This is a genomic window from Ramlibacter sp. JJN2-2R, assembly GCF_057747835.1.
In genome coordinates this window covers 2,821,644-2,841,103 of record NZ_CM173226.1, presented here as the reverse complement: position 1 = coordinate 2,841,103, position 19,460 = coordinate 2,821,644, and the positions used below count along the sequence as shown (strand labels likewise).

The 19,460-nt window shown below is 72.3% G+C and carries 16 protein-coding genes; 10 read left to right on the top strand and 6 right to left on the bottom strand.

Features of this window, described 5'->3' with window-relative positions; all coding sequences use genetic code 11:
- Window positions 1-87: 87 nt before the first annotated feature.
- Window positions 88-615: a hypothetical protein gene (locus AC3ANR_RS13795; RefSeq protein ID WP_488288671.1), complete on the bottom strand. Its 528-nt coding sequence runs from the start codon at window positions 613-615 to the stop codon at window positions 88-90.
- A 379-nt stretch (window positions 616-994) separates the two neighbouring features.
- On the opposite strand from AC3ANR_RS13795, the gene nirB reads away from it, so the two are divergent.
- From nirB to AC3ANR_RS13765, 6 genes are all read left to right on the top strand, one after another.
- Window positions 995-3,526, top strand: coding sequence for a nitrite reductase large subunit NirB (gene nirB, locus AC3ANR_RS13790; protein WP_488288670.1), 2,532 nt, complete (start codon window positions 995-997; stop codon window positions 3,524-3,526).
- A 14-nt stretch (window positions 3,527-3,540) separates the two neighbouring features.
- Entirely contained in the window at window positions 3,541-3,882 is a 342-nt protein-coding gene (gene nirD / locus AC3ANR_RS13785; RefSeq protein ID WP_488288669.1) for a nitrite reductase small subunit NirD, read from the top strand.
- 44 nt (window positions 3,883-3,926) lie between these two features.
- On the top strand, window positions 3,927-4,739 hold the full coding sequence (locus AC3ANR_RS13780; protein WP_488288668.1) for a formate/nitrite transporter family protein: 813 nt from the start codon (window positions 3,927-3,929) through the stop codon (window positions 4,737-4,739).
- A 7-nt stretch (window positions 4,740-4,746) separates the two neighbouring features.
- Window positions 4,747-6,489, top strand: coding sequence for a bifunctional protein-serine/threonine kinase/phosphatase (locus tag AC3ANR_RS13775; protein ID WP_488288667.1), 1,743 nt, complete (start codon window positions 4,747-4,749; stop codon window positions 6,487-6,489).
- A gap of 172 nt (window positions 6,490-6,661) precedes the next feature.
- Window positions 6,662-8,968: a PAS domain-containing sensor histidine kinase gene (locus tag AC3ANR_RS13770; RefSeq protein ID WP_488288666.1), complete on the top strand. Its 2,307-nt coding sequence runs from the start codon at window positions 6,662-6,664 to the stop codon at window positions 8,966-8,968.
- An 83-nt stretch (window positions 8,969-9,051) separates the two neighbouring features.
- Window positions 9,052-10,314, top strand: a complete 1,263-nt coding sequence (locus AC3ANR_RS13765; protein WP_488288665.1) for a phospholipase D-like domain-containing protein — start codon at window positions 9,052-9,054, stop codon at window positions 10,312-10,314.
- A gap of 16 nt (window positions 10,315-10,330) precedes the next feature.
- Here the strand turns inward: AC3ANR_RS13765 and AC3ANR_RS13760 are convergent, their stop codons facing one another.
- From AC3ANR_RS13760 to AC3ANR_RS13740, 5 genes are all read right to left on the bottom strand, one after another.
- Window positions 10,331-10,672 (bottom strand): DUF2845 domain-containing protein, encoded by a 342-nt coding sequence (locus tag AC3ANR_RS13760; protein WP_488288664.1) that lies wholly within the window; start codon window positions 10,670-10,672, stop codon window positions 10,331-10,333.
- 34 nt (window positions 10,673-10,706) lie between these two features.
- Entirely contained in the window at window positions 10,707-11,381 is a 675-nt protein-coding gene (locus AC3ANR_RS13755; RefSeq protein WP_488288663.1) for a DUF3313 family protein, read from the bottom strand.
- Between the two features lie 158 nt (window positions 11,382-11,539).
- Window positions 11,540-12,499, bottom strand: a complete 960-nt coding sequence (locus AC3ANR_RS13750) for an ATP-grasp domain-containing protein (RefSeq protein ID WP_488288662.1) — start codon at window positions 12,497-12,499, stop codon at window positions 11,540-11,542.
- 60 nt (window positions 12,500-12,559) lie between these two features.
- Window positions 12,560-13,261, bottom strand: a complete 702-nt coding sequence (locus AC3ANR_RS13745; protein ID WP_488291817.1) for a type 1 glutamine amidotransferase domain-containing protein — start codon at window positions 13,259-13,261, stop codon at window positions 12,560-12,562.
- 118 nt (window positions 13,262-13,379) lie between these two features.
- Complete coding sequence (locus AC3ANR_RS13740; protein WP_488288661.1) at window positions 13,380-14,246, bottom strand: MipA/OmpV family protein; 867 nt, start codon at window positions 14,244-14,246, stop codon at window positions 13,380-13,382.
- A gap of 196 nt (window positions 14,247-14,442) precedes the next feature.
- Here AC3ANR_RS13740 and AC3ANR_RS13735 point away from each other — a divergent pair, with 196 nt between their 5' ends.
- From AC3ANR_RS13735 to mgtA, 4 genes are all read left to right on the top strand, one after another.
- Complete coding sequence (locus tag AC3ANR_RS13735; RefSeq protein WP_488288660.1) at window positions 14,443-14,817, top strand: COG4315 family predicted lipoprotein; 375 nt, start codon at window positions 14,443-14,445, stop codon at window positions 14,815-14,817.
- 15 nt (window positions 14,818-14,832) lie between these two features.
- Entirely contained in the window at window positions 14,833-15,492 is a 660-nt protein-coding gene (locus AC3ANR_RS13730) for a cupredoxin domain-containing protein (RefSeq protein WP_488288659.1), read from the top strand.
- A gap of 100 nt (window positions 15,493-15,592) precedes the next feature.
- Complete coding sequence (locus tag AC3ANR_RS13725; RefSeq protein WP_488288658.1) at window positions 15,593-16,639, top strand: Ldh family oxidoreductase; 1,047 nt, start codon at window positions 15,593-15,595, stop codon at window positions 16,637-16,639.
- A 64-nt stretch (window positions 16,640-16,703) separates the two neighbouring features.
- A complete protein-coding gene (gene mgtA / locus AC3ANR_RS13720) occupies window positions 16,704-19,415 on the top strand; it encodes a magnesium-translocating P-type ATPase (protein ID WP_488291816.1) in 2,712 nt (903 codons plus the stop codon).
- Window positions 19,416-19,460: the final 45 nt, after the last annotated feature.

Sequence of the window (19,460 nt, the reverse complement as noted above, 5' to 3'; positions counted from 1 at the left end):
GTCGATGGATGCGGTGAATCTAGCGATCCGCTGCACCCATGAGCTGTAGGACGGCGGCTCCAAACGGTCGAGCAGGCGCGGCCCGGCTCAGCCCTCGCGGCCCTGCAGCGCGACCGCTCCCAGGGCGAAGCCCACCGCCAGCGCGGCATAGACGGCCAGCATGCCCTTGCCGTCCAGGCGGTGCTCGTAACCCGGCGTCAAGCGGCGGGGCGTGATCGTGTAGTCGACGACGTAGGCCGTCGCACTGGTGGCGATGCCGCCGGCCAGCGCGTCCGGCCATCGCTTGGCCTGCGGGCGGTGGCCCCACGCGGCGGCGTACAGCGTGGCCCAGAAGATGGACGCGGCATGCTGCGTCAGCGCGCCCGTGAGCGTGTGCCGCCACGTCGCCCGGTCCTCGTGCAGCGACTCGTCGCCCCACAGCCAGTGGCTGGTGGCATTGAGGGGCGCGGCCATGCTGCCGGCCTGGCGCCGGCCCATCACGGCAAGCACGAGCGAGGACAGGACGCTCGCGACCGTGCCGGCCACCGCGCCTTCGCGCAGCACCTGGGGATCGGTGAGCGGCCAGATGTCGAAGGCGCCGCGAACCGCTGGCGGCATGTCGTCTTGCTGGGCCATTGGAATGCTCCGGTGCACTGGAGACCTGCAAGGTAATGCGGGGCGGCGGTCGCTGCACAGGCCGCGTGGGCGGCGCCGCATGTAGTCGCCCGCCTACGGCCGGCCGCCCGGCGCGACGCACCGCGCCGGGCGATCGATGCGTCATCGCGGTGCGGCCGGACCGCTGCTGGTGCGATGGCGACGCGGCAGGACCGCGAATCGGCCTGGATGGCACTGGCACGCCCCTTGCAACGTTGCCTGCGACCAGCGCACGCCCCGGCGTGCAGCCCTTTGACCCCGGTGCACAACGGCGTGCGCCGTCCGAGCACGACGCTGTGCCCAGATGGGACTGGTCCGGCGCCCCCCTGGGGCGGTTGTCCAGCAACGGAAGGGTCACCCAGTGAAGATCATCGTCATCGGCCACGGCATGGTGGGCCACAAGTTCCTCGAGAGCCTGGACGAGGCCGGCGTGCGCGCCGCGCAGGTCACGGTGCTGTGCGAGGAGCCGCGCCCCGCCTACGACCGGGTCCACCTCTCGGACTTCTTCTCCGGCCGCACGGCGGCCGACCTCTCGCTCGTGCCGCCCGGCTTCTTCGAGCGCGACCACCTGCGGCTTCGGCTCGATGCGCGCGCCGCGGCCATCGACCGCGCGGCCAGGACCGTCACGCTCGCCAGCGGCGAGGTGCTGCCGTACGACAAGCTCGTGCTCGCCACCGGCTCGTCGCCGTTCGTGCCGCCGGTGCCCGGCCGCGACCGTGCCGGCTGCTTCGTCTACCGCACCATCGAGGACCTGCAGGCGATGCGCGAGTGCGGCCAGCGCTCGCGCAGCGGCGTCGTCATCGGCGGCGGGCTGCTCGGCCTCGAATGCGCCAAGGCGCTGCGCGACCTGGGCCTGCAGGCGCACGTGGTGGAGTTCTCCCCGCGCCTGATGGCGCTGCAGGTGGACGAGGCGGGCGGCCAGCTGCTGCGCTCGATGATCGAGGCGCTGGGCGTGGGCGTGCACACCGGCAAGGACACGCTGCGCATCGTCGACGGCGACGAGGCGCGGCACCGGCTCGAGTTCGCCGACGGCACGCACCTGGAGACCGACATGCTGGTGTTCTCCGCCGGCATCCGTCCGCGCGACGAGCTGGCGCGCGCCGCGGGACTGGACCTCGGCCCGCGCGGCGGCATCGCCATCGACGACCACGCGCGCACCAGCGACCCCGACATCCTGGCGATCGGCGAATGCGCCGCCTGGAACGGCCAGCTGTACGGCCTGGTCGCACCCGGCTACGAGATGGCGCGCGTGGCGGCCCGGCACCTGGCCGGCGAGCCGGCGCGCTTTCGCGGCGCCGACATGAGCACCAAGCTCAAGCTGATGGGCGTGGACGTGGCGAGCATCGGCGATGCCCACGGGCGCACCGAAGGCAGCCGCGCCTTCCGCTTCAACGACGAGCGCCGCAACGTCTACAAGAAGATCGTGGTGTCCGGCTGCGGCCGCAAGCTGCTGGGCGCCGTGATGGTGGGCGACGCCGCCGAGTACGGAACGCTGCTGCAGATGATGCTCAACGGCATCGACCTGCCGCCGTCGCCCGAATTCCTGATCCTGCCCCAGGCCGACGGTCAGGCGCGGGCCGCCCTGGGCGTGGACGCGCTGCCCGACGGCGCCCAGATCTGCTCGTGCAACGACGTCTCCAAGGCGCGCCTGTGCGAGGCCGTGGCGGCCGGCGCCACCGCCATCGGCGAGCTCAAGGCCTGCACCCGGGCCGGCACCGCCTGCGGCGGCTGCCTGCCGCTGGTCACGCAGGTGATGAAGGCGGAGATGAAAAAGCGCGGCCTGGCGGTGAACAACCACCTGTGCGAGCACTTCGCCTTCTCGCGCCAGGAGCTGTTCCACCTGGTCAAGGTGGAGGGCATCCGCACCTTCGACGCGCTGCTGGCGCGGCACGGCAAGGGGCTGGGCTGCGACATCTGCAAGCCGGTGGCCGCCAGCATCTTCGCCTCCTGCTGGAACGACTTCATCCTGCGGCGCGAGCACGCCGGCCTGCAGGACTCCAACGACTACTTCCTGGGCAACATCCAGAAGGACGGCACCTACTCGGTGGTGCCGCGCATGCCCGGCGGCGAGGTGACGCCCGACGGCCTGATCGCGGTGGCGCAGGTCGCCAGGAAGCACGGCCTGTACACCAAGATCACCGGCGGCCAGCGGGTGGACCTGTTCGGCGCGCGCGTCGACCAGCTGCCGGCGATCTGGGAGGAGCTGATCGCCGCCGGCTTCGAGTCGGGCCATGCCTATGCCAAGTCGCTGCGCACGGTGAAGTCGTGCGTGGGCTCGACCTGGTGCCGCTACGGCGTGGACGACAGCACGGGGCTGGCGATCGAGCTGGAGAACCGCTACAAGGGCCTGCGCGCGCCGCACAAGATCAAGTTCGGCGTCTCGGGCTGCACCCGCGAATGCGCCGAGGCGCAGGGCAAGGACGTGGGCGTGATCGCCACCGCCGAGGGCTGGAACCTCTACGTGTGCGGCAACGGCGGCATGAAGCCGCGCCACGCCGAGCTGCTGGCCACGGGCCTCACGCGGCAGCAGCTGGTCGCGTACATCGACCGCTTCCTGATGTTCTACATCCGCACGGCGGACCGGCTGCAGCGCACCAGCGTGTGGCGCGACAACCTCGAAGGCGGGCTCGACTACCTCAAGGACGTGGTGGTGCGCGACAGGCTGGGCCTGGCCGCGGAGCTGGAAGCCGACATGCAGCGCGTGGTGGACACCTACGCCTGCGAATGGAAGAACGCGGTGACCGACCCGCAGACGCGCAAGCGGTTCCGCCAGTTCGTCAACACCGACCGTCCCGACCCGAACGTCGTGTTCGTCCGCGAGCGCGGGCAGATCCGCCCCGCCAGGCCCGACGAGCGCGACGACGTGCCCAGCCTTGCCGACCAACCCGCCTGAAGGAGAGCCTTGCCATGCAACCGACCGAAGCGACGACCTGGAGCGCCGTCTGCACCGTGGACGACATCGTGCCCGACACCGGCATCTGTGCGCTGGTGAACGACCGCCACGTGGCCGTCTTCCACGTGGGCGGCGAGGGCGCGCTCTACGCCATCGACAACATCGACCCCAACGTGCGGGCCAGCGTGCTGTCGCGCGGCCTGGTGGGCAGCCTGGGCGAGCGCATCGTGGTCGCCTCGCCCATCTTCAAGCACCACTTCGACCTGCGCAGCGGCGAGTGCCTGGAGGCGCCGGAGCACTCCGTCGCCGCCTATCCCGTGCGCGTGGTGGACCGCCAGGTCCTCGTCGCCGTCTGACCGCCCCGATCCCGTTCCCTTTTCCCCGAAACCAGGAGTTCCCCTTGGCCTACCTCGTTCCTTCCGAATTCGTCACCAAGATGGTCGACGCCGGCGAATCCAAGATCCAGATGTCCACCCGCGACACGCTGATCCGCGCCTACATGGCCGGCGCCATCCTGGCGCTGGCCGCCGTCTTCGCGGTCAGCATCAACGTGCAGACCGGCAACCCGCTGATCGGCGCGATCCTGTTCCCGGTGGGCTTCTGCATGCTCTACCTGCTGGGCTTCGACCTGCTCACCGGCGTGTTCGTGCTCAGCCCGCTGGCCCTGATCGACAAGCGCCCCGGCGTCACCGCCAAGGGCGTGCTGAAGAACTGGGGCCTGGTGTTCCTGGGCAACTTTGCCGGCGCCTTCACCGTGGCAGCCATGATGGCGATCGTGTTCACCTTCGCCTTTTCGGCCGAGCCGAACGCGGTGGGCAAGGCCATCGGCGTGATCGGGGAGAACCGCACGCTCGGCTACGCCAAGTACGGCGCCGCGGGCATGCTCACCCTGTTCATCCGCGGCATGCTGTGCAACTGGATGGTCTCCACCGGCGTCGTCGGCGCGATGATCTCCACCACCGTGAGCGGCAAGGTCATCGCCATGTGGATGCCGATCATGGTGTTCTTCTACATGACGTTCGAGCACTCGGTGGTCAACATGTTCCTGTTCCCCTTCGGCCTGCTGACCGGCGCGCACTTCTCGATGGTCGACTACCTGGTCTGGAACGAGATCCCCACCGTGCTGGGCAACCTGGTGGGCGGCCTGTCGTTCACCGGCCTGACGCTCTACGCCACCCACCTCAAGACGGCGCCCAAGCGCGTGCTCGCCTGATCCTCCCGTGCCGCTGACCGTCGCCGCCGGCCAGTATTCCGAGGCGGGCCGCAAGCCCGCCAACCAGGACTTCCACGGCCTGTGCCTGCCGTCGGACGGGCAACTCGCGACCAAGGGCGTGGCCATCGCCCTGGCCGACGGCATCAGCAGCAGCGAGTTCGCCCGGCAGGCCAGCGAGGCCGCCGTCGCCAGTTTCCTGCACGACTACTACTGCACCTCCGATGCGTGGTCGGTGCGGCAGTCGGCCGAGCGCGTGCTGGCGGCGGCCAACGCCTGGCTGTTCGCGCAGACGCAGCAGGGGCAGGGCCGCTACGAGAAGGACCGAGGCTGGGTCTGCACCTTCAGCGCCATGGTCATCAAGTCGCGCACGGCCCACCTGTTCCACGTCGGCGATGCGCGCATCTGGCAACTGCACGGGCGCGCGCTCGAGCAGCTGACGGTCGACCACCGCGTGCACGTGGGCGGCGGCCAGAGCTACCTGGGGCGCGCGTTCGGCATCGCCCCGCAGGTGGAGATCGACTACCGCACCGTGCCGCTGGAGGTGGGCGACACCTTCGTGCTGGCCACCGACGGCGTGCATGCCTTCCTGCCGCCGGCATCGATCGTGGCGGTGCTGCAGCGCCACGCGGACGACCTGGACGAGGCGGCCCGCGCCATCGCCGGCGAGGCCCTGCTGCGCGGCAGCGACGACAACCTCACCGTGCAGGTGGTGCGCATCGAGGCCCTGCCCGAAGCGCAGGCCAGCGAGGTCTCGCGGCTGGCGGCCGACTTGCCGCTGCCGCCGCTGCTGGCGCCGCGCATGGCGCTGGACGGCTACCGGGTGGTGCGCGAGCTGCACGGCAGCAGCCGCAGCCACGTCCACCTGGCCGTGGACGAGGCGACGCAGCAGCCGGTGGTGCTCAAGACGCCGTCGATCGACCTGGGCGACGACGCCGGCTACCGCGAGCGCTTCCTGCTGGAGGAGTGGGTGGCGCGGCGGGTGGACAGCCCGCACCTGCTCAAGGCCCATGCGCCGCAGCGGCCGCGCAGCGCGCTCTACATCGCGATGGAGTACGTCGAGGGGCGCACGCTGTCGCAGTGGATGCGCGACCACCCGGTGCGCGACCTGGCGCAGGCGCGCGGCATCGTCGAACAGCTCGCGCGCGGGCTGCGCGCGATGCACCGGGCCGGCATGGTGCACCAGGACCTGCGCCCCGACAACGTGCTGGTCGACGCCACCGGCACGGTGAAAATCATCGACTTCGGCGCCGCCAGCGTGGCCGGCCTGGCCGAATCGGACCCGGACCCGCGCCAGCCGCTGCCCGGCACGGCGCAGTTCATGGCGCCGGAGTATTTCCTCGGCGGCGGCGGCACCGCGCAGTCCGACCTGTACTCGCTGGCGGCCATCGCCTACCAGCTGCTCACCGACCGCGTGCCCTTCGGGCTGGAGATGCCCAAGTGCCGCAGCCTGGCCGAGCAGAAGCGGCTGCGCTACCAATCGGTGCTGGAGTCGCGGCGCGACGTGCCGGCCTGGATCGACGGCGCGCTGCGCAAGGCCCTGCACGCCGATCCGCGCCAGCGCCACGGCGACGTGGCGGAGTTCGTGTTCAGCCTCAGCCAGCCCGACCCCGGCCTGCAGCGCGGCGTCCGCGCGCCGCTGATCGAGCGCGATCCGCTGCTGTTCTGGAAAGGGCTGTCGCTGCTGCTCGCGCTGGCGTGCCTGGCGCTGCTGGGGCTGTGGTCGGCCGGACGGCCGCTCACCGGCGCCTGACCGCGCCGGCGATCGCGGGAACGGGGGGCCACCTGCAGGCCCGCGGCGGACATGCGCTGCGCGCCCGGCGCCGCCCGGAACTTACCGCCGCTTGCCGCGAAGAGCTGGACGCCGGCCAAGGGCTTGCGTGATGATTGCTCATCCCCGACGATGACCAGGGCACGTGCGAGCCATGGGCGATTCAGTGGCGGCGATCGACAACCGAGCGGCGTTGACCGACGCGCAGCTGCGCGCCATGGTCGAGCAGGCGCCCGAGGGCATCTTCGTCGCGGACCCTGACGGCCGCTACGTCTACGTCAACCAGGCCGGCTGCCGGCTGCTCGGCTGGAGCGCCGACCAGATCGTCGGCAAATCCATCCTGGACTTCGTCCATCCCGCCGAGGCCGATGCCTTGCGACTGTCGCGCGACGCCATGCTCGCCGGCGAGTCCAGCCTGGGCGAATGGCGCCTGCGCCACCGGGACGGCAGCTGGGTGCCGGTGGAGGTCACCGCGAACATGCTGCCGGGGGGCCTCTGGCAAGGCTACGTGCGCGACGTCTCGCAGCGGCTGCAGCAGGAGCGCGATCGCGACACGCTGCTCGAGCAGGCCGAGCGCGACCGCGCCTGGCTGCGCGCCGTGATCGACACCTTCCCGGTGGCCGTCGGGCTGTACCTGCCGGATGGCACGCTGTCCTTCAACCGCCATGCCGAGACCCTGCTCGGCATGCGGCTGACCGAGCGGGGCGGCGCCGACCAGTACGCCGGCCGGGTGTTCCATCCCGATGGGCGGCCGATCGCGCAGGAGGACCTGCCCTCGAGCCGGGCGCTCCACCGGGGCGAGGTGACCATCGCCGGCGACTACCTGGTGCGGCGCCCGGACGGAACCGCCGTGCCGGTGCTGGGCAGTGCGGCGCCGGTGCGCGACCGCGACGGCCGCATCAGCGGCGCGGTGGGCGTCTGGCAGGACGTGAGCGAGAGCATGCGGCTGCAGCAGGCCGTGCAGCGCAACGAGCGGCTGCTCGAGGAGGTGTTCAGGCTGCTGCCGGTGGGCGTGTCGATCGCCGATCCCTCCGGGCGCCTCCTGCGCACCAACCCGCGGGCCGACGACATCTGGGGCGGCCCGCCCGACGAGGCGCTGCACGGCGTGCGCGAGGGGGAATGGGTCGAGACCGGCCAGCGCGTGCGCCCCGACGAGTGGCCGGTGATGCGCGCCGCGCGGCAGGGGCTCACCACCGAGCGCAAGCTGGTTCGCATCTGGCGCGCCGACGGCACCAGGAAGATCGTCGTGAAGTCGGCGGCCCCGCTGCACGACGGCGCCGGCGCCGTCAGCGGTGCCATCGTGGTCGACGAGGACATCACGGAGCTCTACGAGACCCAGCAGCGGCTGCACGAGAGCGAGCGCCTGTTCCGCACGGTGGTCGAACTGCTGCCGGTGGGCGTGTGGATCGCCGACGCGGAGGGCAGGATCACCTTCAGCAACACGGCCGGCCGGCGCATCTGGGAGGGCCTGCGCCACGTGACGCCGAGGCAGGACGGCGAGTACAAGGCCTGGTGGGTCGACACCGGCCTGCCCATCGAGCCCGGCGACTGGGGCGTGGCGCGCGCGATCCGCCGCGGCGAGACCTCGCGCAGCGAGCTGGTGCGCATCCAGTGCTTCGACGGCTCGTTCAAGACCGTCATCAACTGGGCCGCGCCGATCCGCTCGCAGTCGGGCGAGATCACCGGGGCCGTCGCGCTCAACGAGGACGTGACCGCGCTCTACCAGACGCAGGAGCAGCTGCGCGCCGCCGTGCGCGACCGCGAACACATCCTGGCCGTCGTCGCCCACGACCTGCGCAATCCGCTGCAAAGCCTGGTGCTGCACGCGGCCGTCGCGCAGAAGGAAGCCGATCAGCTGGGCGCGGCGGGCGCGCGTGTCGTCCATGCGGCCAACTGCCTGGCGGAGATCTCGCGCGGGATGACCACCCTGGTCGACGACCTGCTGGCGATCTCGGTGGCCCGCTCGGGCCAGTCCATGCTGCGCCTGGCGCCGGTGCAGCCCGCGGCGCTGGTGCGGCAGGCCGTGGACATCGCCGCGCCGCTGTTCGCCGAGCGGGGCCTGGAACTGGTCGCGCAGGTGGGGGAGGACCTGCCCGAGGTGCAGGGCGACGAGGCGCGTCTCCTGCGCGTGTTCGGCAACCTGCTGGACAACGCGGCCAAGTTCACCGAGCGCGGCGGCCGCGTGCTGCTGGGCGCGCATTCCTCGGGCGGGTCGGTGCTGTTCTCGGTCTGCAACAGTGGGCCGGCGCTGCGCAAGGAGGAGCGCGAGCGCCTGTTCCAGCCGTTCTGGCAGGCCGGGCACGAGGACCGCCGCGGCGCCGGACTGGGGCTGTCGATCTGCCGCTCGATCATCGAGTCCCACGGGGGCAGCATCTGGACCGAGTCGGCCGAGGGCATGCGGGTGCGCATCGTGTTCCTGATCCCGCGCGGCCCCGCGGCCCACCCGACGCCCGGCCTCTGAACGCCAGCCCATCCGCACCGCCGCACAAGCGAACGGGAAACCGTCCCATACAGCCCAGCCGTCCGGTGATGGACGATGGCGGCATGGAACTGTCGTGGTGGACCCTGGGCACCGGCGCGCTGATCGCGCTGCTGGTGGTGATCATCTGGTCGATCCGGCGCCACCGCGATCCCAAGCTGAACATCGAGTGCGGCGAGTCGATCGACCACCTGACGCTCTCGCTCGCGGGCCTGACGCTGGGCACGCCGGTGGGGGGCAACTCGGTGCAGCTGCTGGAGAACGGCCGCTTCTTCGACGTTCTGCTCGAACGCATCGCGGCCGCGCGCAAGACCGTGCACTTCGAGACGTTCCTCTGGAAGGACGGCGAGCTCGGACGCAGGCTGGCGGCCGCGTTCTGCGAGCGCGCGCGCGCCGGCTGCAAGGTGCGCATCATGCTGGACGACACCGGCTCGCGAAAGGCCGGCAAGGACGTCATCCAGCAGATGCGCGACGCCGGCTGCACCGTCAAGTTCTTCCACAAGCGCTCGCTGCGCAACCTGGGCGTGATCAATGACCGCGACCACCGCAAGCTGTGCGTGCTCGACGGCCGCGAGGCGTTCGTCGGCGGCCACTGCATCGTGGACGAATGGCTGGGCAACGCCGAGGACGGGCAGAAGTACGGCGACCTGAGCGTGTGGCTGCACGGGCCGTGCGTGCACGGCGTGCAGGCGACCTTCAGCGAGAACTGGGCCGGCGAGACGGGCGAGCTGTTCGTCGGCGACGACGTGTTCCCCAAGCTGCACCACGCGGGCGAGTACACCATCCACGCCGTGTTCGCCAAGCCGGAAAACTCGGCGCCCACGGTCAAGATCCTGCACCACACCGCGATCTGCCTGGCGCGCAAGCGCATCTGGATCCAGAACCCGTACTTCATCCCCGAACCCGAGGCGCTCGAGGCGTTCGCCGCGGCCGTCAAGCGCGGCGTGGACGTGCGCGTGCTGATGCCCTCCACCAGCGGCTCCGACAACCCGATCGTGCAGTACGCCGGGCACCGCAACTTCGAGCGGCTGCTGCGCGCCGGCGTCAAGCTGTACGAGTACCCGCACACGCTGCTGCACCAGAAGGTGATGACCATCGACGGCGTGTGGAGCGCCATCGGCTCGAGCAACTTCGACGACCGCTCCTTCGAGACCAACGACGAGATCACGCTGGCGATCTGCGGCGAGCCGCTGGCACGCGAGCTCGACGCCGTGTTCGAGAAGTACGCCGCGCGCGCCAACCGCATCGAGCTGGAGCGCTGGCAGCGCCGGCCCGCGTGGCACCGCGCGCGCGAGAACGTGTTCTACCTGGCCAAGGAACTGCTCTGAGCAACCGCGCCGCCGCTCACTGCGGCACGCTGCCGTAGGTGATCGAGCGCACGATGCCGCCGCGCAGCCAGACCGTGGCCGTCAACTCGCCCGGCCCGCGCACGTACAGCCACTGCTCGACCACCTGGCACGGCACCACGAGCGAGGCCCACGGCTGCGGCACCTCCTGCAGGGTGCCGGCGTCGTACACGGGGGCGCAGAAGGCGTCGGCCAGCGCGGGCGCGCCGCACTTGTAGACCAGCGACAGGCGGGTGTCGCCCTCGGTCACGCTGCCGCCCGCGCAGCGCAGCGATTCCGCCCGCGCCAGCCACGGCATCCCGGCCAGCACCGCGGCGCACGCGAGGCGCACGGGCAGCATGGCGATGGTCCGGCGCGGCGCCGACAGGCGGCCACTAGCGCTCGTCGTGCGCGGCGAGCGACGCGCGCAGGTCGCGGGCCCAGCGGGCGGCCACGGCCTGGATGTCGCCGCTGGTGCGCACGTCGTTGCTCGGCAGCAGGCGGCCCGCGAGGCGCATGTCCTCCCAGTCGGCCGCGCGCTCGAGCACCTCGCCGCTGGCGGCATCGGACAGCTCGGCCACCAGCGTGATCTCGCCGCTGGAGGTCGCGTACACGCGCGAGCGGCCGGCGGTGGGCGCGCTCGGATTGTTGACGTAGAGGTCCACGACGCGCAGCCGCAGGCGCAGCACCCCCGGCGCGGCCTGGTCGACCAACTGGTAGCGCCCGCCCTGTTGCAGGGCCCGGGCGAACGCCTCGCGCACCTGGCCGGCGACGTCGCTGCGCACCGCGTCGCGCTCGGCCTGCGTCAGCGGCACGGCGCTGCCGGTGCGGTAGGGGTGCCAGTCGTGGCGGAACGCCACGTCCACCGGCTCGAGCAGGATGCGGTCGTAGCGGCCCAGCCTGGCCCCGGGCTGCGCGTAGGCGACGGCGAACCCCGGCACCTGTGTGCGGGCCTGGCCCTGCGGCGGGACCAGCTGGTCGAGCGATCGACGGTAGTCGGCGGACGCGGCCGCTGCGAGGAGCAGCGCGGCCACCACGGCGCCTTGGCGCCAGATTTCGCGGTCATGCATGGCACTCTCCTTCGACGCTGGAACGTGCGTCGCGGGTGAATGCCAATGTAATCCCGCGGCTTTGCCCGCGGCGGCAGCAAGGTCCGCGGCGTGCCCGGCGTTGGCGTGGCGGGCCGGTACCCGCTGTGCGGCGGCGGTTCAGGCCCAGCCGCCGAAGCTCAGGCGCGCAGCTGGCGCACCAGGAAGTCGACGACGCGTTCGAACGGGTCGAAGCCGAACTCGGCCGCGACCGAGGGCCGCAGGTTGGAGTTGGCATTGATGTCGTAGAAGACGCGCCGGCCATCGGGCGTCTCCAGGTACTCGATGCCGCCGACGTCCAGCCGCGCCGCCTGCACGATGCGCCTGGCCGTCGCCACGGCCTCGGCCGGCACCTCGGGGTAGGCGTAGAACTCCACCGGCGGGGCCTCCACCGGCTGCGCCGCCGGCAATTCGCACACGCCTTCGCCGTCATCCGGGTTGCAGACCGGCGAGGGGCACAGGTTGAAGCGGCCGTGCGTCTTCACGCGCATCGCATAGAGCAACTCGCCGCCCAGGAACTCCAGCCGCACGATGCCCTGCTCGGGATCGTGCGGCAGGTACTCCTGCAGCAGGAACAGGTTGTCCGGCAGCCAGTAGGACGGGTCGCGGCGGAAGATCTCCTCGACCTGCGCCACCGACTCGACCACCTGGATGCGCGCGCCGCTGCCGCCCTGGTCGGGCTTGAGCACGGCGGGCCAGCCGAGCGCCGTGGCATGCGCATGCAGCGCGGCCGGGTCGTTGAAGGTGATCGAGCGCGGCGTGGCGATGCCCAGGGTGTGCAGCAGCGCCGCCTGCACGCTCTTGCTCAGCTCGAGCGCGAAGACGTCGGCCCCGTTGAGGACGCGCGCGCCCAGCCGCTCCAGGGTGCGCATGTAGGCCAGCGCGAACGGCACGGCGCGGGTGTTGCCGCGCAGGTAGGCGCTGGGGCTGGCCTGGTTGAAGTACAGGCGCGCGCGCGGCGCGTCGGTGTTGCTGAAGGCGCCGCGCGTCACGTCGAAGGGCTCGAAGGCCACGCCGCGCCGCTCGAGGGCGGCGAACAGGGGCTTCTGCCACTCGGGGTGCTCGTGCAGGACGATGAGGTCGGGGGCGGTCTGGCTCATGGCGGCCGATCGTATCGGGCCGCCCCCGACCCGCGTGGGCGCAGGGCGATCGGCGCCGCGCTAATGCGTCGCGTTGGCCGTGCGCGCCTGCAGCACCTTGAGCAGTGCCTGCGCGCCCGGCCCGGACGACGCCGGGTTCTGCCCGGTCACGAGCAGCCCGTCGGTGACCACGTGCGGCTGCCAGTCGCCGCCCTTGCTGTACTGGCCGCCGGCGGCCTTGAGCATGTCCTCGACGAGGAACGGCACGACGCCGGTCAGGCCGACCGCGGCCTCCTCGGTGTTGGTGAAGCCCGTCACGCGCTTGCCCTTGACCAGCGGCGAGCCGTCGGGCGCCTTCACGTCGCGCAGCACGCCGGGGGCGTGGCACACGGCCGCCACCGGCTTGCCGGCGGCCAGCATCGCCTCGATCAGCGCGGCCGATTCGCGGCTGGCGGCCAGGTCCCACAGCGGCCCGTGGCCGCCCGGATAGAAGACGGCGTCGAAGTCCTCGGCGCGCACCGACGACAGCTTGTGCGTGGCGGCCAGCGCCTTCATCGCGGCGGGGTCGGCGCGGAAGCGCCGCGTGGCGTCGGTCTGCGCGTCGGGCTCGTCGCTCTTGGGGTCGAGCGGCGGCTGGCCGCCCTGCGGCGAGGCGAGCGTGATCTCGGCGCCCGCGTCCAGGAACACGTAATAGGGCGCGGCCAGCTCCTCGAGCCAGAACCCCGTCTTCTTGCCGGTGTCGCCCAAGCGGTCGTGCGACGTCAGAACCATCAGCACCTTCATTCCCGTGATCTCCATGCGTTCGATGCACCCAGTCCCGCCGGGGCGGGAGACGAACGCGCAGGGTAGGGGATGCGCCGCGGCTGAGGCGGCGGAAAAGTGAAAGCGAATGCGAGGCGGATCAGTCGGCCGCGCGCGCCTCGGAGCGGAACCAGGTCCACGACACGCCGACCCCGACCGTGTTGCCGGTGGCCTGCCGCACGAGCGGGCTGTCGCGGTTGGCCGCGCCGGACACGGTGTTGACCTGCGCGAAGCCGAAGAGCGTCCAGTCCCGCGAGAGGTCCTTGGCGAACGAGGCCGACAGCCGCGTGGCGAGCAGGCCCGCCTTGGCGTCGTAGGCGGGTCGCGTGCGCGTGGCGAAGCGCGGATCGACCTGGTAGAAGGTGTCGGACAGGCGTTCGTCCGCGATCAGCAGGCTGCCGCCGAAGCCGTAGGTCCAGCCCGTGCTGCTGCGGCGCGACCAGTACAGGCCCGGCTGGAACACGGTGCCGCGGTACTCGAGCTGGTTGCTCAGGTCGAACACCCCGCGCAACGGCAGGTCCATGCGCCAGCGGCCGCCGCCGGGCGCCGGGCCCAGATTGAGCTTCACGCGAGGGCCGAACTCCACCAGCGTGCCCAGGCTGGGCATGCCGCGCCGTACGGGGTCGTCGCTGGCGCGCGAGCCGAACGCGCCGGCGGCGCTGATGTCCAGCTCGTACAGCGGCGTCTTGATCGGCCGCACGCCGACACCTTCGCTGTCGGCGCGGAAGAACTTGCCGCGGTAGATCAGGTAGGGAAGCGCCAGGCCGCGCTGCACCTGCCGGTCCGAGCCGGGATAGGCCTGCTGCGACACGCCCAGGGCCACGCCGCCGATCTCCCACAGGGCCCGGCCCGACGCGGGGGGCTGGGCCGGCAACTGGGAGGTATCGGTCTGCGCCACGGCGGGGAGCGCCGCGAAGGCAAGCGCGAGGGGCAGGGCGGCGAGGGCGGAGCGGGCGACTGCGGGCATGGATCGAGAAAGTGGGACGGGGATGGATCGGACGGTGGTGCGTTCTAGCGCACTTCGCCGGTGCCGTGGGGCGACCGGGCCCGTGCGGCGATTGTCGTGAACAAATTGGCGGTGCGGCGCCGAACGATGGAATAACTCGGCCGTGGCCGTCGTTCGCTCCGGTACAGGCCCCGTTTGCCGCCTGGAGGAGAGCCCCATGACCAAGACCATCCTGTCCCTGGCCGCGGCCGTGCTGCTGGCCGCCTGCGCGTCCACGCCGTCCGCCCCCGCCCCCGCCGCGATGAAGGACGGCATGCTTGTCGACGCCAGGGGCATGACGCTCTACACCTTCGACCGCGACGTGGCCCACAGCGGCAAGTCGGCGTGCAACGGCGACTGCGCGGTCAAGTGGCCGCCGCTGCTGGCCCGGGCGGACGACCGCACCGCCGGTGACTACTCCGTCGTGGTGCGCGACGACGGCAGGCGCCAGTGGGCCTTCCGGGGCAAGCCGCTCTACACGTGGCCGGAGGACCAGGAGCCGGGCGACAAGTACGGCGACAACTACAACAAGGTCTGGCACATCGTGCGCTGAACGGGAGCATCCGCCATGCCGTTCCGCCCCTGGCGCCTCGCGCTCACCCTTGCCCTCGTCCTGCCGCCGCTGGCGCGGGCCGGCGCGCTGCAGGTCACCGTCGTCGACCGCGAGGGCAGGCCCGTGCCCGACGCGGTGGTGGTGCTCGTGCCGCCCGCGGGCGGCGCCGCGCGCCCCGCACTGCCCACCCGGTTCACGATCACGCAGGAGAAGATGCGCTTCGTGCCCGCCGTCTCCCTCGTCGGCGTCGGCGCGCGCGCCAGCTTCGTCAACAACGATCCCTGGGAGCACCACGTCCGCGGATCGGCCGCCGGGGTGCAGAACTTCGACGCCGGCCACGGCGGCGGTTTCGAGCTGCGCCTGGAGGGCCGCCCCGACGGCAAGGCCGGCAAGGGGGCCGAGGCCGCGTTCGACAAGCCCGGCCCGGTGCTGCTGGGTTGCCACCTGCACGCGTCCATGCGCGGCTTCGTCTACGTGAGCGACACGCCCTGGGCGGCGCTCACCAACGGCGACGGCCAGGCGGCCTTCGACGCCGTGCCCGAGGGCAGCGTGCGCCTGCGCGTCTGGCAGGCCGACCAGCTGATCGACCTGCCGCCGCAGCAGGTGGCGGTGGGCGCCGCGCCGGCCAGGGCGACCGTGCAACTGAGCGTGGTGCCAAGGCGCAAGCGCGCCTGAGGCCGCGCCGCCGGAGGGCGACGCGGAGCGCGGGACGGAAGGGCGGCGCAGAGAGGGCCGCGGACGTAGACTGCCGACACGTCCCACTCCCCCGCCGCCCATGACCCGCCGCCACGCCGCCGACGCGCTCACCCGGTTCGCCCTGCAACTGCTCCAGGCCGCGGGCCTGCCCCAGCCCAAGGCCGCGGCCGTCGCCGACGTGCTGGTCGAGGGCGACCTGATGGGACACACCACGCACGGGCTGGCGCTGCTGGCCTCGTACCTGCGCGAGATCGAAGCCGGCACGATGCGCGTGGACGGCGAGCCCGAGGTGATCGCCGACCGCGAGGCGGCGCTGACCTGGGACGGCCGGCGGCTGCCCGGTCCCTGGCTGGTGCTGCGCGCGCTCGACGAGGCCGCGCAGCGCGCGCGCCGCGTGGGCACCGGCACGGTGGTCATCCGCCGCAGCCACCACATCGCCAGCCTGGCCAGCTACCACCGGCGCGCGGCGGACCAGGGCCTGGTCCTGCTGCTCGCCTCGTCGGATGCCAACTCGGCCAGCGTCGCCCCCTTCGGCGGGCTGGACCCGGTGTTCACGCCCAACCCGATCTCCGCCGCCTTTCCCACCGGCGGCGCGCCGGTGTCGATCGACATCTCGACCTCGACCACCACCAACGGCCTGACCAACCGGCTGCACCAGCAGGGCGGGCGGCTACCGGCGCCCTGGCTGATCGACGGGGCGGGCCGGCCGAGCGACGACCCCGCCGTGCTGTTCAACGAGCCCAGGGGAACCATCCTGCCGCTGGGCGGGCTGGATTCGGGCCACAAGGGCTACGGCCTGTCGCTGCTGGTGGAGGCGCTGACCGGCGGCCTGGCGGGGCATGGCCGCGCCGATCCGCGCGAAGGGTGGGGCGCCACCGTCTTCCTGCAGGTGCTGGATCCGGAGGCGTTCGCGGGCCGCGCGGGCTTCGAGCGCCAGATGGGCGAGGTCGCGCGCCAGTGCCGCGCGTCGCGCCCGGCCGATGCGAATCGGCCCGTCCGCCTGCCGGGCGAGCGTGGCTTCGAGCTCGCGGGGCGGCAGCGCGAAGAGGGCGTGCTGCTGCACGAGAGCATCCTGCCCGCACTCCAGCCCTGGGCCGACAGGCTCGGGGTCGCGATGCCGGCCTGAGGCCCACATGGCGGTCGGCGGCCGGTCGCGGGCGATCCGGGCAGCCTGGCTCCCGGGCCCGCGGCTGCGGGCCGACAGCCACCCGTTCGCGCGCTTCCTGCGCCGGCACCACCTGCGCCGGCACTTCGTGCGCCGGTGGCTGCTGGAGTCGATGCGGCCGGCGCCGGCCACGCTGCCCGAGGCGCTGCCGCGGGCGCGCGAGGAGGCCCTGCGGCACGCGGCCCTGGCGGACGAGGCGGAACTGCTCGCCTCGCTCGGCTCGACGGCCGATGGCCTGAGCGAGGCGGCGGCTGCCGAGGCGCTGGCGCGGTACGGACCGAACGAGGTCCAGCACGAGAAGCCGCTGCCCTGGTGGCGCCACCTGTGGCAATGCTGGCGCAACCCGTTCAACGTGCTGCTCACCGCCCTGGCCGGGGTGTCGTGGGCCACCAGCGACCTGAAGGCGGCGCTGGTCATCGGCTCGATGGTGCTGCTGTCCACCGGCATGCGCTTCCTGCAGGAGGGGCGCTCGAGCCGCGCGGCCGAAGGGCTCAAGGCGATGGTGGCCAGCCAGGCCACGGTGCTGCGCCGTGGCGGCGACGGTCCGGCGCAGGAGCGCGAGCTGCCGACGGCGCAGCTCGTGCCGGGCGACCACCTGCTGCTGTCGGCCGGCAACCTGGTGCCCGCCGATTGCCGCGTGCTCTCGGCCAAGGACCTGTTCATGAGCCAGTCGGCGATGACGGGCGAGTCGATGCCGGTGGAGAAATTCGTCCACGGGCCGGCACCGGGGCAGGCCGTGCTGGCTGCGCCCAACCTGCTGTTCATGGGCACCAGCGTGGTGTCGGGCACGGCGCATGTCGTGGTGGTCGCCACGGGGCACGACAGCTACCTGGGCATGCTGGCCGGCCGCATCGTGCAGGACGAGCGCCACCAGACGGCGTTCGAGGCCGGCGTCAACAGCGTCAGCTGGCTGCTGCTGCGGTTCGCCGCGCTGATGGTGCCGCTGGTGCTGCTGGTCAACGGCTTCACCAAGGGCGACTGGGCCGAGGCGGCCCTGTTCGCGCTGTCGGTCGCGGTGGGGCTCACGCCGGAGATGCTGCCCGTGATCGTGACCAGCACGCTCGCCAAGGGCGCGGTGCTGCTGTCGCGCCGCAAGGTGGTGGTCAAGCGCCTGGACGCGATCCAGAACCTCGGCGCCATGGACGTGCTGTGCACCGACAAGACCGGCACGCTCACGCAGGACCAGGTGGTGCTCAAGCGCCACATCGACGCCTGGGGCGAGCCGGACGAGGAGGTGCTGCGGTTCGCCTTCCTCAACAGCCACTACCAGACGGGCCTTCGCAACCTGCTGGACCACGCCGTGCTCGCCCACGTGGAGCTGCCCACCGAACTGAGGCTGGAGAGCGAGTACGCCAAGGTCGACGAGGTGCCGTTCGACTTCCAGCGCCGGCGCATGTCGGTGGTGGTGGCGCAGCGCGGGCTCGGCCACCTGCTGGTGTGCAAGGGCGCGCTCGAGGAGGTGCTGTCGGTGTGCACGCGCGTGCGCCAGGGCACGCAGGTGCTGCCGCTCGGCGCGGACGTGCTGGTCCGGGTGGGCGAGGTGGCCCACCGGCTCAACCGCGAGGGCCTGCGCATCGTGGCGGTGGCCACGCGCGAGCTGCCCGCGGAGAGCCGTGCCTATTCGGTGGGCGACGAGCGCGAGCTGACGCTGCAGGGCTACGTGGCCTTCCTCGACCCGCCCAAGGACTCGAGCGCGCCGGCGCTGCGCGAGCTGGCCGCGCACGGCATCACCGTGCGGGTGCTGACCGGCGACAACGAGGTGGTGACCGCCGAGGTGTGCCGGCTGGTGGGCCTGGCGCACGACGCGGTCGTGCTGGGCGACGCGCTGGACGCGCTGGACGACGCCGCGCTGGCGGCGAACGTGGAGCGCTGGCAGGTGTTCGCGCGGCTGTCGCCGCTGCACAAGGAGCGGGTGGTGCGGGCCTTGCGCGCGCGCGGGCACGTGGTGGGCTTCCTGGGCGACGGCATCAACGACGCGCCGGCGCTGCGCGCCGCCGACATCGGCATCAGCGTCGACCAGGCGGTGGACATCGCGCGCGAGGCGGCCGACATCATCCTGCTGGAAAAGAGCCTCCTGGTGGTGGACGACGGCGTGGTGGAGGGCCGCCGGACCTTCAGCAACATGCTCAAGTACATCCGCATGACGGCCAGCTCCAACTTCGGCAACGTGCTGTCGGTGCTGGTGGCGGCCGTCGCGCTGCCCTTCCTGCCCATGCTGCCGCTGCACCTGCTGGTGCAGAACCTGCTGTACGACCTGTCGCAGGGCGCGATCCCCTTCGATGCCGTCGACGACGACCTGGTGCGCCGGCCGCTGCACTGGAACCCCGGGGGGATCGGGCGCTTCATGCTGTGGTTCGGGCCGGTCAGCTCGGTGTTCGACCTGGCCACGTTCGCCGTCCTGTGGTTCGTGTTCGGCGCCGACTCGCCGGCCCGGCAGACGCTGTTCCAGTCCGGCTGGTTCGTGGTGGGCCTGCTCACGCAGACGCTGGTGGTGCACACCCTGCGCACGCCGCGGGTGCCGCTGCTGCAAAGCCGGCCGGGGATGCCGCTGGTGCTGGCGACGCTGGCGGTCAGCGCCGCCGGCCTGTGGCTGGTGATGGGCCCGCTCGCGCCGCAGCTGCGCCTGCAGGCGTTGCCGGCGGCCTTCTGGCCCTGGGCGCTCGGCCTGCTGGCCGGATACGTGCTGGTGGTCTCGCTGGTGAAGGGCGCCTACCTGCGGCGCTACGGGTGGCAGTGAGGGAGCCTGGAAGGCGCGCGGGGGCTGCGGGTGCCGTCCGTCGGG